General features: G+C 59.1%; 11 protein-coding genes. 3 read left to right on the top strand and 8 right to left on the bottom strand.

Annotated elements, in window-relative coordinates:
- Positions 1 to 2: 2 nt before the first annotated feature.
- The 4 genes from ACUNV4_RS19460 to lptM all read right to left on the bottom strand — a co-directional run bounded on the left by ACUNV4_RS19460 (position 3) and on the right by lptM (position 3,211).
- The gene (locus ACUNV4_RS19460) at positions 3 to 782 is read right to left on the bottom strand and encodes a DUF484 family protein (RefSeq protein ID WP_430880268.1); all 780 of its coding nucleotides are present in this window, start codon (positions 780 to 782) and stop codon (positions 3 to 5) included.
- 6 nt (positions 783 to 788) lie between these two features.
- Positions 789 to 1,628 carry a diaminopimelate epimerase gene (dapF, locus tag ACUNV4_RS19455; RefSeq protein WP_430880267.1) on the bottom strand — a complete coding sequence of 280 codons (840 nt, stop codon included), beginning with the start codon at positions 1,626 to 1,628 and terminating at the stop codon, positions 789 to 791.
- Positions 1,625 to 2,872: a diaminopimelate decarboxylase gene (gene lysA, locus ACUNV4_RS19450; protein WP_430880266.1), complete on the bottom strand. Its 1,248-nt coding sequence runs from the start codon at positions 2,870 to 2,872 to the stop codon at positions 1,625 to 1,627. The genes dapF and lysA overlap by 4 nt, the downstream gene beginning before the upstream one ends.
- 105 nt (positions 2,873 to 2,977) lie before the next feature.
- Positions 2,978 to 3,211 (bottom strand): LPS translocon maturation chaperone LptM, encoded by a 234-nt coding sequence (lptM, locus tag ACUNV4_RS19445; protein WP_430880265.1) that lies wholly within the window; start codon positions 3,209 to 3,211, stop codon positions 2,978 to 2,980.
- Positions 3,212 to 3,284: 73 nt separating this feature from the next.
- Between lptM and ACUNV4_RS19440 the strand changes: the two genes are divergently transcribed.
- Positions 3,285 to 3,962 (top strand): alpha/beta hydrolase, encoded by a 678-nt coding sequence (locus ACUNV4_RS19440; protein ID WP_430880264.1) that lies wholly within the window; start codon positions 3,285 to 3,287, stop codon positions 3,960 to 3,962.
- Here ACUNV4_RS19440 and argH read toward each other — a convergent pair.
- Positions 3,947 to 5,413 (bottom strand): argininosuccinate lyase, encoded by a 1,467-nt coding sequence (argH, locus tag ACUNV4_RS19435; protein WP_430880263.1) that lies wholly within the window; start codon positions 5,411 to 5,413, stop codon positions 3,947 to 3,949. The two genes, ACUNV4_RS19440 and argH, sit on opposite strands and share 16 nt — an antisense overlap.
- A gap of 82 nt (positions 5,414 to 5,495) precedes the next feature.
- Between argH and ACUNV4_RS19430 the strand changes: the two genes are divergently transcribed.
- Positions 5,496 to 6,233, top strand: a complete 738-nt coding sequence (locus ACUNV4_RS19430; RefSeq protein ID WP_430880262.1) for a uroporphyrinogen-III synthase — start codon at positions 5,496 to 5,498, stop codon at positions 6,231 to 6,233.
- Between the two features lie 279 nt (positions 6,234 to 6,512).
- Complete coding sequence (locus ACUNV4_RS19425; protein WP_430880261.1) at positions 6,513 to 9,242, top strand: bifunctional diguanylate cyclase/phosphodiesterase; 2,730 nt, start codon at positions 6,513 to 6,515, stop codon at positions 9,240 to 9,242.
- Here the strand turns inward: ACUNV4_RS19425 and ACUNV4_RS19420 are convergent.
- The 3 genes from ACUNV4_RS19420 to ACUNV4_RS19410 form a co-directional block, all read right to left on the bottom strand.
- A complete protein-coding gene (locus tag ACUNV4_RS19420) occupies positions 9,162 to 9,683 on the bottom strand; it encodes a hypothetical protein (RefSeq protein WP_430880260.1) in 522 nt (173 codons plus the stop codon). The two genes, ACUNV4_RS19425 and ACUNV4_RS19420, sit on opposite strands and share 81 nt — an antisense overlap.
- A gap of 203 nt (positions 9,684 to 9,886) precedes the next feature.
- Positions 9,887 to 11,344, bottom strand: a complete 1,458-nt coding sequence (ubiD, locus tag ACUNV4_RS19415) for a 4-hydroxy-3-polyprenylbenzoate decarboxylase (RefSeq protein WP_430880259.1) — start codon at positions 11,342 to 11,344, stop codon at positions 9,887 to 9,889.
- An 8-nt stretch (positions 11,345 to 11,352) separates the two neighbouring features.
- Entirely contained in the window at positions 11,353 to 13,377 is a 2,025-nt protein-coding gene (locus ACUNV4_RS19410) for a M3 family metallopeptidase (protein WP_430880258.1), read from the bottom strand.
- Positions 13,378 to 13,416 lie beyond the last annotated feature (39 nt).

Genomic DNA, 13,416 nt, shown 5'->3' with positions numbered 1-13,416 from the left:
TTTCACTCGGGCGTCACTGGCACGATGGTGCCGTAGGTCTGCAGCCGCCGGCTCAGCAGCTGTCCCAGCTGATTCAGGAACATCACCCCCTTGCCGGAGGCAAACCGTGATTCATCACGACTGGTGAGCATGACCACACCGAGTCGGTTCTTGTGCTGCAGGGGAATCATCGCCGCCGAGGCAATGTTGGCGTAGTCCTGACCGACGAAACAGGCCAGATGCTCTTCACTGGGTAATCCGCACAGCGTGTCCGTACCGGCAAATAGCTCATCGAACAGCGCAATGGATGGATCATCGTGAGCGATGATCTGCATGCCTTCCACCGGCTTCTGTTTGCGGGTTCGAGGCGTGGTGCTCTTGCCACCGGCCTTGCTGCTGGCCGACTTTCTCGGTGCCCTGGGCTTGCTGGCGAACAGCAGCACATGCACATCATCGGCATTGAAATTCTCCCGCAGACTGTTGCGGGTCAGCGTGACGATCTGGTCCAGTGAGCGAGTGGAGATGATTTCCTGCAGCAGCAGATGCAACCGCTGATGCAGGGATTCGTTTTCGCGGGCAACCGCAATCAGATCCCGCAGACTGTTTTCCAGCGTGCTGCATTTGCCACGCAGTACGCTCACTTGCCTTTCTATCAGAGAAACGGCCTTGCCGGACTCATGGGGAATTCGCAGCCTGGGCAGGATGTCCTGGTTGTTGACGAAGAACTCGGGGTTGCCCCCCAGATACCGAAGCACGTCTTCATCGCTCAAAGCGTGGCCCAGATCAGATTGTTCGGATTGCATTTTTTTCTACATTCTCGTGTGTCCTTCAAAGACTGTAGAACATGGGCCCGTCATTTCAATTGATGAGTTTTCATTTGGCCAATGTATTTTCAACTCACCACCGGGTAAGGTCACGGACACCGTTTTGTCAAGCAGGCCCTGACGATGCGCAATGGCCACGGCAGCACAGGCTCCGCTGCCACAGGCTTGCGTCTCGCCGACACCGCGTTCGAACACGCGCAGACGCACATGCTGGCGATCGATGATCTGCATGAATCCGACATTGACGCGTCGCGGAAACTGCGGGTGACTCTCCACCAACGGTCCCAGTCTTTCCACATCAGCCAGGTCGACATCATCGACCTGCAGCAGTACATGCGGATTACCGATACTGGCCACCCCGACCCGATACAGCTCCCCACCCACCTGCAGATCGTGATACAGGGCGGCCTCCACGTCCTCGGACAGAAACGGCACACCGGCAGGGTTGAAGACCGGTACCCCCATCTGCACCATTACCTGCCCGTCGTCCTGCAGCCGCAGGGTGATCAGACCGCCGCTGGTGTTGACCTGGATGACACGGCTCTGCGTCATGCCTCGATCGCTGACAAAACGTGCAAAGCAGCGCGCGCCGTTGCCGCAATGCTCCACCTCATCGCCATCGGCATTGAAGATCCGATAGTCGAACTCGGCTTCTGCCACCGAGGGACGCTCGACCACCAGCAGCTGATCGAAACCGATGCCGGTATGCCTGTCCGACAACCTGCGAATCAGCTCGGGCTCGAACTGGATGTTCTGCTGTTGATTGTCAATGACCATGAAGTCATTGCCCAGGCCGTGCATCTTGGTGAAGGTGATCGCTGTCATGGCAACAGATACTCGTTGGCAAACAAGTCCTCGATGTTTTCCCGGGCACGCACCAGATGGGCATCGTCACCATCGACCATGACTTCGGCTGCACGTGCCCGCGTGTTGTAGTTGGAGCTCATGACTGCGGCATAGGCACCGGCCGATCGCACACACAGCAGATCGTCCTGTGCAATGGCCAGCGAACGTTGCTTGCCGAGAAAATCGGCAGATTCGCAGATCGGCCCCACCACGTCATACACCTGTGACTCTCGCGGCAGTGTCTCCACTTCCTCGATGGCCTGCCAGGCGCTGTACAAGGCCGGGCGAATCAGGTCGTTCATGGCCGCATCGACCACGGCAAAATGGCGATCTTCATTGTTCTTCAGATATTCCACCCGTGTCAGCAGCACGCCGGCCTGTCCGACCACGTAACGCCCCGGCTCCACCATGATTTCCAGATCCCTGTCGCCGATGCCCTGGATCACGCAATCCGCCCAGGCACCGATATCCAGGCTGGCCTCGTCCTCGGAGTAGGCTATACCCTGGCCGCCCCCCACATCGAGGTGTGACAGTCGAATGCCCTCATCGGCCAGTCGATCGACCATGTCGATCAGCAATGCAACGGCATCGGCATAGGGTGAGAGTCTCGTCAACTGGGAGCCGATGTGACAGTCGATGCCCTTGATCGCCAGGCTGGCATGCTCCGCACCGCGCCGGTAACTGTCCATGGCATGGCTCATGCCGATACCGAACTTGTTTTCCTTCAGACCGGTGGAGATATAGGGGTGTGTCTGGGCATCGACGTCGGGATTGATGCGCAGGGAAACGGGTGCCACGACACCGTGAGCCGCCGCCACCTCGGCCAGGCGATCGAGCTCGGCATCGGACTCGACATTGAAGCAGCGAATGCCCGCTTCCAGTCCGGCGGCCATTTCCGCAGCACTCTTGCCCACCCCCGAGAACACGATGCGATCGGCCTGTCCGCCGGCTGCCAGCACCCGTCTGAGCTCGCCCACCGAGACGATGTCGAAACCTGATCCGAGGCGGGCCAGAATATTCAGGATGGCCAGATTGCTGTTGGCCTTGACGGCATAGCAGATCAGATGACGATGCCCCTGCAGGGCCGTTTCGAATTCCTGCCAGGCATGCTCGATGGCACCCCGATTGTAGACATACAGGGGTGTGCCGAACTCATCAGCCAGCGAACTCAGGGATTTCCGGTCGCTCATCATCGATCCGGATTGACGGTAGAAGGCAGTCATGCGATGGGGTCTTCAGGTGAAATCGGTTTGGGCTCGAGTCTGCCGATCGACAGTCGAGGCGTCGGTATTCGGGTTGGCGGCCGCCGCGGCGTCCAGCCTGTCGGTTCAGGGTTTCGCGGTATCCTTCTTTGCCGGTTTGTCCTCGATCTGCTCATCGTCCACTTCCACTGGCTCCGCCACCGGTACTTCGTCGATATCCAGGACACGCTGCAATTGTTCCATATCCTGCTGAATGACCGGATCATCCGGCAGGTACAGGTCTCCCTTGTTGCCACAGCCGGACAGGGCCAACAGCACGACGAGGCTGGAAATCAGTGTTATCGGTGGTTGCAGAATCATGCCGGCACTTTCGATCGGGGGCTTTGGAGTATACTCGCCTCGCCCACTCGATACCCTGAAACCGCCAGCACCCATGACCCGGAAACTGCTCGACTGCATCGAGATCAACACCGCCGACCAACCGGAATACGCCGTCATATGGCTACATGGACTTGGTGCCAGTGGTCATGACTTCGAGCCCATTGTCCCTGAACTGCAGTTGCTGCAACGCCCCGGCGTGCGTTTCCTGTTTCCCCATGCGCCTGTCCGACCCATCACGGTCAATGGCGGGGCGGCCATGCGGGGCTGGTATGACATCAACTCCATGGACTTCGGCAGTCGCCAGCAGGACACGGCCGGTATCACCGAATCCGCCAGTCTGGTCAGTGAACTGATCGACAGCCAGATCGAGGCCGGCATACCGGCGCGCAACATCACCCTGGCCGGTTTCTCCCAGGGCGGCGCCATTGCCCTGTACGAAGGCCTGACCGGCAAGCACACCCTCGGCGGCATTCTGGCCCTGTCCACCTATCTGCCCATTCAGGAAACCTCTCTGCCGGCGATCACTCCAGAGCGCCAGTCGGTCCCGGTCTTCATGGCTCACGGGCTCTACGACGACGTCATCCAGATTCGCCATGCCGAGCAATCACGCGATGTGATGCTCGAACACAAGGTGGCGCTGGAATGGCACAGCTACCCCATCCCGCACAGTGTGAGCGCCGACGAAGTCGCCGACGTCTCCAACTGGCTGAAGCTTCAGTTCGGCATGTAGGCACTGGCCAGTCGCCCGCGGGCACGCTCGATGGCCTCCTTCACGGCGGCCGGGGCGGTGCCACCAATATGGCTGCGGGCATTGACCGACCCTTCCAGCGTCAGTACATCGAAGACATCGGCTTCGATGTGATCACTGAAGCCTCGCAGGACTTCCAGCGACATGTCGGCCAGATCCTGTGAATGGCGGATGCCGTGGGCTACTGCCAGACCGACGACCTCATGGGCATCACGAAACGCAAGGCCCTTGCGCACCAGATAATCGGCGAGATCGGTGGCCGTGGAGAATCCATCTCGCGCCGCCGCCCGCATCTCTGCCTCACGAACCTGAATGGCCGGCAGCATGTCGGCGAAGGCGCGCAGGCTGCCCAACAGGGTGTCCACTGAATCGAACAGTGGCTCCTTGTCTTCCTGGTTGTCCTTGTTGTAGGCCAGAGGCTGGCTCTTCATGAGGGTCAGCAGGGACATCAGGTTGCCATAGGCGCGGCCGGTCTTGCCTCGCACCAGCTCGGGCACGTCCGGATTCTTCTTCTGCGGCATGATGGATGAACCCGTGCAGAAGCGATCGGGCAGATCGATGAAGCGGAACTGGGCCGACATCCACAGCACGAGTTCCTCGGCGATGCGGGACAGGTGCATCAGACAGATGGCAGTGTTCGAACAGAATTCGATGGCGAAATCGCGATCACTGACCGCATCCAGGGAGTTTTCGCAAACGGCATCGAAGTGCAGCAGCTCGCGGGTGATCTGCCGATCGATGGGATAGGAGGTACCAGCCAGCGCAGCAGCGCCCAGCGGCATGCGGTTGAGCCGTCGGCGCGTGTCGCCAAGGCGCTCCAGATCACGCAGCAGCATCTCGAACCAGGCCATGACGTGGTGGCCGAAGGTCACAGGCTGCGCCGTCTGCAAGTGGGTGAAACCGGGCATGATCGTCGCAGCATGCGTCTGTGCCAGAGGTAACAAGCCTTCCAGCAGGCGTGTGCACTCTGCCGCCGCCGCGTCACAGGCATCACGCATGTACAGGCGAATATCGGTGGCCACCTGATCGTTGCGCGAGCGACCCGTGTGCAGACGTTTGCCCGCATCACCGATGCGCGCTGTCAGCGCCGCTTCGATATTCATGTGCACATCTTCGAGGGCCACCGACCAGTCGAAATTGCCGGCTTCGATTTCTTTCTCGATCGCATCCAGCCCCTGGCGAATCGCTGTCAGATCGGTTTCATCGAGTACGCCGATACGGGTCAGCATTGCCGCATGGGCACGTGAGCCCTCGATATCCTGGCGATACATGCGCTGATCGAACTGCACCGAGGCGGTGAAAGCCTGGACGAACTGATCGGTGGACTCACTGAAGCGGCCGCCCCACTGTGTATTGGTTGCTGCCTTGTCCTTGCCTTGCCCGTCGACACCGGCTGCCGCAGGGGTGCCACTGGATGAATCTTTAGAACTCATGATGAAATCGTCGTGTGCAGAAAACCACGCAAGTGTACTGGGAAGCGCCGGACTCGGATAGCGCAGGTAGACTATCGACACCATGAGCGCCACGCCCCATATCCTGATCACCCGACCGCTCGGCCAGCAGCAGCCCTTCATCGAGCAGTTGGAGGCTCTGGGCCTGTCGGTCAGCCATCTTCCCTGTCTGGAAATCGAAGCCCTGCGCGATACCACGCTGGATACGGACCTGGCCGAACGCTATGACAGCGTGTTGTTCACCAGTGTCAACGCGGTCAGACAGGCCCACCGGCAGCGTCCCCTGCCCTGGGTCGGGCTTGCCGTTCATGCCATCGGGGCGGCCACCGGAGCAGCGCTGCAGCGTCTTGGCCAACCACTGGCCTTCCTGCCGGACTCTCCCTACAACAGTGAATCCTTTCTGGCGCAGATAAGCACCTGCCGAGCGGGTAGGCTGCTACTGGTCAAGGGCTGTGCCGGTCGTGGTCTGCTGGGCCCCGGCTTGCAGAAACTGGGCTGGCAGGTTGCCAGTGCAGAAGTCTATCGACGCCGACTTCCCCGTATACCCGCAGCGCAGGTGACACGAATTGTCGAGCGCCAGCCACCCGACCTGATCAGCATCACCAGCAACGAAACCCTGGAGAATCTGGTGACCCTGGCGGCAGCACACCTGCCCCGACTGCAGGCACTGCCCCTGGTGGTCAACAGTGCCCGAGCCGCCGAACTGGCCCAGGAACTGGGATTCCGCCAGGCCGCCATGATTGCCGTTCCACCGGGTGATCAGGGTCAGCTTGACTGCATCCGTCGCTGGTTGCACCGCTGAGTCCTTCTGCAGGGCGCACTGCCTGCCAACCTGCGTTGGTGGTACAGATCTTCGCTGTTCAAGCCGACCGGGAAAACCGGCTAGTTCATTTTGCTCTCTGGCGACAGTACATATCTGATAGCTGCATAACGGGTTTCCTCAGCCCACAATAAGTTGCGTGAACTACACTATCCACTCAGAGTAGGCCATGCCCCCGAAATCCATGTATCAGCCGAATGGTGTTCCCGGCTCCGGGGAGTTGCAAACCCGCATCCGCGGAGTCGAGGAATACTGATTCGTGTGAGCGAAATCGAAACAGAACGGCGTGCTGATTTCGAAGTACGGCAAGCGGTAGACAACATTCAGAAACGATTTCTGAATCGCGTCGGAGACCGTGTGGCACGGGGCCTGTCACCGCGCGATCTGGGTGAAGAACTGATCATCGAAGCCTTGCGGCTGGTGGATGCAGCCTACGGCTGCGTACTGCGAATCGATACCTCCCCATCGGATGCCAAGGCAAGAACCCGAGTCATACTCGACGCCGTGGTATCGGTGGATGCCAGCAGTGTGCTGTCACGACAACACGACACCTTGTTGCATCGTCAGGCTGACGAGCTGCTGCAGGACGTCATCGATACCGGCAAGTCGGTGTTCAGCAATGCGGCAGAAGACAAGGTCAGCATCAACCTGCCCAGCTGCCATCCGCGTATCCATTCCTATGCCCTGCTGCCGATCTGCGAGAAATCGGAGCTGCGAGCCTTGCTGTTCGTGGCGAATGCCCGCCTGCGCTTCGACCTGGTACTGGTCAACCGCCTGCAATCGATGCTCGATGCCTTCATGCGGGTGCACATCAACAGTATCGTCAACCGCGGTATCAACAATGTCATTGCCGATATCGGAGAAACCAGTCGACAGCTGGTGACACTGCTGGATGCCACGTTCAATGGTGTCATGACCGTGGATGACCAATGCCGGATCACGGCATTCAATCGGGCCTGCGAGACCTTGTTCGGTGTAGACATCAATCAGACACTGGGCTCACCCGTCAGCGTGTTTCTGCCGGAGGATGTCATCGGAACACTGACTCGCCGGGCTGCCACGTACTACAACAGTCTGCAATCGCATGATGAACGTCCCTTCGTGATCCGCGAAGTGACAGCCCGCCGGGCCGATGGACACAGCTTCGCCGTGGAGCTGTCGATGTTTCATACCCGCGTCAAGGACAGCGTCTTCACCACGCTGGTATTCAACGATATCAGCGACCGTGTCCAGTCAGCTCACGAACTGCAGAGTGCTGCCGTGCAGTACCAGACGCTGACACAACTGGCGCCGGTAGGCATCGTCAAGCTCAACCAGGAATGGACCTGTGACTACGCCAATGACATGTGGTGCCAGCTGACGGGACAGTCGCTGGAAAAGAACATGGGCAGCGGCTGGATCGATGCCCTGCACGAGGACCAGCGACCGCAGACCCTGATGGACATGCGTCGGGCACTGCTCGATGGTCAGACCTATCGTCAGGTAGTGAGACTGACCCCTCCGGACCAGCGCTCGCTGTGGGTCAGCATGAATGCCACCGGATTGATGAATTCCCTGCAGATGCTGACTGGCAGTCTGGTCGTGATCATGGACATCACCGAGCAGTATCTGGCTGAAAGACGACTGACGCAGATTGCACACCACGACGCGCTGACCGGATTGCCCAATCGCACCAGTTTTCTCGACCAGCTGCACAGCTCGCTGGAAGAACGCAAGCCCCATGGAATCCTTGCGCTGCTGTTCATCGATCTCGACGGTTTCAAGGCCGTCAACGATACCCTCGGGCATGATGCCGGCGATGAATTGCTGCAACAGGTGGCTCACCGGATCCGCCACACGGTTCGTGAAGACGATATCGTGGCGCGACTCGGTGGCGACGAATTCACCGTCACCCTGCGCACGCTGGACAACAGCCAGGATGCCAGCATCGTGGCTGACGCCATCGTCCACGTGCTGAAGCAGCCTTTCCTGCTGCAGATGGAAGAGGTCTATGTGTCTGCCAGTGTCGGCATCGCTCTGGCAACCGGTATGGAAAACAGAGGTGTCCAGGATGCCAACAGTCTGATCAAGCAGGCCGACGTGGCCCTGTACAGAGCCAAGCTCTCCGGTCGCTCACGACATGTATTCTTCACACCGGAGCTGGACCAGGCACAGCGTGATCGCTCTGTCATGATCACCAGCCTGCGCCGAGCGGTCGACCGCCAGGACTTCGAACTGTTCTACCAGCCGCAGCTGTTGATCAGGGAACAACGCCTGCTGGGCTTTGAAGCCCTGCTGCGCTGGCCGCAGGATACCGGCGAACATGTCAGTCCCGGCGCCTTCATCGATGTTCTCGAGGAAACCGGCCTGATCGGTGAGCTGGGGGAATGGGCCATCAGTCAGGCCTGTGGTCAGCACCGCATCTGGCTGCGCAAGGGACTGATCGGACCGGCAACGACCATGTCGGTGAATGTGTCGGCGCGTCAACTGGGAATGCCACATTTTGCACAACGGGTGGCGGCGATTCTGGACAAGCATTCCATGCGGCCGGACAGCCTGATTCTGGAAATAACCGAGTCGGCTCTGGTGCAAACGATAGAAACCAATATCATCAATGATATCAAGCAATTGGGAGTTCAGATATCACTCGATGATTTCGGTACCGGCTATTCTTCCCTGGCGTATCTGAGCCAGTTGCCTCTGGACCATCTGAAGATCGATCGCTCCTTCATTGCCGATATATCGCGTTTTCCGCATGCCATCACGGTCATCAAGAGCATCATCGCCCTGGCCAGAACGCTGGGTATCCGGGTGATTGCCGAAGGTGTGGAAGATGGCGAGATCCTGCCCATGCTCGCCATGGAAGGTTGCGAAGGCTACCAGGGCTATCACTTCTCGCAACCGCTGCCGGCTCGTGAGATGGCTGCTCGCCTAAAGCAACTGGAACCGGTCAGGCTCAGCCACTATGCCAATTTTGTTGACCTGGGCACGACGTCTGGAAACCGTCAGTGAGCTTTCCGGATTGGCCATCATGTAGCGACGCAACCATGACGTCTGGTGCTGCTCGTGAAAATTCATCAATTCGACCAGACAGGTCGCCGGCAGACTGATCTGCATCGATTGCCTCTGACAGGCATTGCTGCGCTGCAGATGGGGCCACAGGTACTCGCACCACGAGAATTCCGGGATGTCACAGTGAATCACTTCGAATTCCGCCGCGATGGCATCAGGTACCTGATTGAGCACGCTGTGCAAGGCGGCACTGCTGCCGTGACGAATCACGCGAGTCAGCCCGCTGGGTGAGACCCAGTCCGCTGAGGCGGCCCCACTGCTGACACAGGCATGGTCCTGTTCTCGCACGAACAGACTCATCAGTTCGGACACCATGGATGTCAGTTCATCAAACCCGATGCAGGATTGCTGTTGATGTAACCACGCAGCCCTACCTTCCATCCAGACCTCTAGTTGGTGACCCAAGGAAATGACATCGACAACCGTTGCCGTGATTGTCGCCAGCAAGGACGCGGCAACGGCAGCCAGGGCATGTTACGACAGGCATGGATCAGCAGGTAAACGGGTAGGTAAAACGACGTAATACGAAGCAGCAGCATATCGCAGCTCAGCAGAGTTGCCCTGCCCCTTGCCGGAGGCTTCAATCAGATGCCGAGTCGTTCCCAGAGCGCGTCGACACGGGCTTTCACCGCTGCGCTCATCTCGATGGGTTCACCCCATTCCCGATCCGTTTCACCAGGTAACTTGTTGGTCGCATCCATCCCCATCTTGGAGCCCAGCCCGGAGACGGGGGAAGCAAAGTCCAGATAGTCGATAGGCGTGTTCTCGATCAGGGTGGTGTCTCGCGCCGGATCCATACGTGTCGTGATAGCCCAGATCACATCTTCCCAGGAACGCGCATCGACATCGTCGTCCACCACGATCACGAATTTGGTGTACATGAATTGCCGCAGAAAGGACCACACCCCCATCATCACGCGTTTGGCATGCCCGGGGTACTGCTTCTTCATGCTGACCACCGCCATGCGATAGGAGCACCCTTCCGGTGGCAGGTAGAAGTCCACGATCTCGGGAAACTGCTTTTGCAGGATGGGGACGAACACCTCGTTGAGTGCCACCCCCAGAATGGCCGGCTCGTCCGGTGGTCTGCCGGTATAGGTCGAATGATAGATGGGGTCGCGACGATGCGTGACCTTCTCGATCGTGAAGACCGGGAATTCATCCACCTCGTTGTAATAGCCGGTATGGTCACCGAAAGGGCCTTCCGGTGCCGTCTCCCCGGGATACAGATAGCCTTCCAGCACGTATTCCGCGGAGGCAGGAACCTGCAGATCCGACAACATCGCCTTGCCCAGCACGGTGCGCTCCCCGCGCAGCAGACCTGCGAAGGCGTGTTCGGAAAGACTGTCAGGCACCGGGGTCACGGCGCCGAGGATCGTTGCCGGATCGGCACCGAGAACCACAGCCACCGGAAACGGTTCACCCGGGTGTTCCTGTTGCCACTCGCGAAAATCCAGTGCCCCGCCGCGATGACTCAGCCAGCGCATGATGGTCTTGTCTGGCGCTATCACCTGCTGGCGGTAGATGCCCATGTTCTGCCGCTTCTTGTGAGGACCGCGGGTGATGACCAGGCCCCAGGTAATCAGCGGACCGGCATCACCCGGCCAACAGGTCTGTACCGGCAGACGAGACAGATCGACGCTATCCCAGCTCTCTTCCTGACAGGCGGGTGAGCGTGTTGTCTTGGGCGCCATGTCCAGCACCTTCTTGAAGATGGGCAAGGAATTCCAGGCGTCCTTGATGCCCTTGGGCGGATCCGGCTCCTTCAGGAAGGCCAGCAGCTTGCCGACCTCTCGCAAGGCCTCTACGGAGTCCTCACCCATCCCCAGTGCAACTCTTTGCGGGGTACCGAACAGATTACCCAGCAGGGGCACGTCGGAACCGATCGGATTCTCGAACAGCAGCGCAGGTCCCTGACTGCGCAGGGTGCGATCGCAGATCTCCGTGATTTCCAGATTCGGATCCACCGGCTCACTGATACGCTTGAGTTCACCTTGCGCTTCCAGCCCGGCCAGAAAATCGCGCAGATCCTTGTATTTCATGATGTCAGTCAGGTCAGACCGGAATGGCGCAACAAGGCGGCGACATCCGGCTCACGTCCACGAAAGGCACTGAACGATGTCATGGCATCGCGCGAGCCGCCCACCTCCAGCACGTTCTGCAGAAAGGAGCGTCCCGTTTCCTCGTTGAAGATGCCCTCTTCCTCGAATCGGGAAAACGCATCAGCCGACAAGACTTCAGCCCATTTGTAGCTGAAATATCCCGCACTGTATCCACCGGCGAAGATATGCGAAAAACTGTGCTGGAAACGGTTGAAGGACGGTGCCGGTACGACGGCCACCTGCTGCCGGATACGATCCAGTGTTGCCTGCACATCGGCCGGTTTGTCGCTGCTCGATTCCAGATGCAGGTGCATGTCGAACAGGGAGAATTCCAGTTGCCTGACCAGCTGCATGGCACTTTGAAAATTGCGGGCATTGCGCATCTTCTCCAGCAGCTCATCGGGCAAGGCGTCACCGGTCTGGTAGTGGCCACTGATCATGTCGATGGATTCGCGTTCCCAGCACCAGTTCTCCAGGAACTGACTGGGCAACTCGACAGCATCCCATTCCACACCGTTGATGCCGGAGACCCCCGCTGTCTCCACCCGGGTGAGCATGTGATGCAGGCCGTGACCGAACTCGTGGAAGAGTGTCGTGACCTCCATGTGTGTGAGCAGTGCCGGGTCATCGCCAACCGGCGGCGTCAGGTTGCAGGTCAGGTAGGCAATGGGTTGCTGCACGGCATCGGCGACTCGCTGACGGGTTGCGCAGACGTCCATCCAGGCGCCTCCGCGCTTGTTTTCACGCGCGTAGTTGTCCAGGTAGAACTCGCCACGAGCTTCGCCCTGCTCATCGGTAATGGCGTACAACTTCACGTCCGGGTGATAGACCGCGGCGTCCTCAACCGGCTCGATCTGCAGACCGAACAGCTTGCCGACAACCTTGAACATGCCGGGGATGGCACGGTCGGCCGGAAAGTAGGGTTTCAGTTCCTCGTCGGACAGATCGTGCTGTTGCTTCTTGAGTCGATCGCTGGCGTAGGCCACATCCCAGGCAGCCAGCTCAGGTAGGTCCAGTGACTCACGAGCAAAGCGAGATAATTCATCGAACTCGGCCTTGGCGGCGGGGCGCGCGCGTACCGCAAGGTCCTCCAGGAAATCGAGAACCTGTTGCGGCGTTTCGACCATCTTGGGCACCACCGACAGATGGGCATAGGATTCGAATCCGAGCAAGGCGGCCTTTTCCGCTCGCAGTGACAGGATGTCCTGGATGAGCGTGGAATTATCGAATTGCCCGGCGTGTGGCCCCTGATCGGACGCTCGGGTGCTGAAGGCGGTATACATCTCTTCACGCAGTCCCCGGTCGTTGGCGAACATCATGACCGCCATGTAGCAGGGAAACTCCAGGTTCAGCAGATAGCCCGCCTGCCCTTTGCTCTCTGCGCGTTGTCGAGCTGCCGCAATCGCGGAGTCGGGCAGTCCATCCAGTTGCTCGGCCGAGTCGATCGACTTGTGCCAGGCATTGGTGGCGTCCAGAACATTGTCCGAAAAGCGGGTCGTCAGCCTGGACAATTCCTGAGCGATCTCGCCAAAACGCTGTTTGTCGCTGGCATTGAGTGATACGCCACCCAGTTCGAAATCCCGCAATTCATGACGCACCTGCTGTTGCCGTTCAGCCGACATCTGCAAGAAATCCGGGTTGTCCCGCAAGGCCAGCGTGGCGTTGTACAGCGCGCTGTTCTGTCCCAGTTGCGTGTAATAGGCGCTCAGCTTTGGCAGGCAGCGATTGTAGACGTCGCGCAAACGATCATTGTTCATCACCGAGTTCAGATGACTGATGGGCGACCAGAACAGCGAGAGACGATTGTGAACTTCGCTCAGGGGCTGCATCAGCGACTCCCAGTCCGGCTTGTCGATGCCTGAAACGGTATCGACAACGGTCTGGCAGGCGGCGAGATGATCATCCAGTTGCTGTTCGATGGTCTCGACATCAATGGCCGAGAAGTCGGGGCGTTGCACCAGTAAATCAGACATGAGAACGAATCAGGCTATCGAGTGAATGGCAGGGACTGC

It is taken from the genome of Granulosicoccus sp. 3-233 (genome assembly GCF_052681095.1).
The sequence above is the reverse complement of the archived record's forward strand: the minus strand, read 5'-3'. Positions and strand labels throughout refer to the sequence as shown.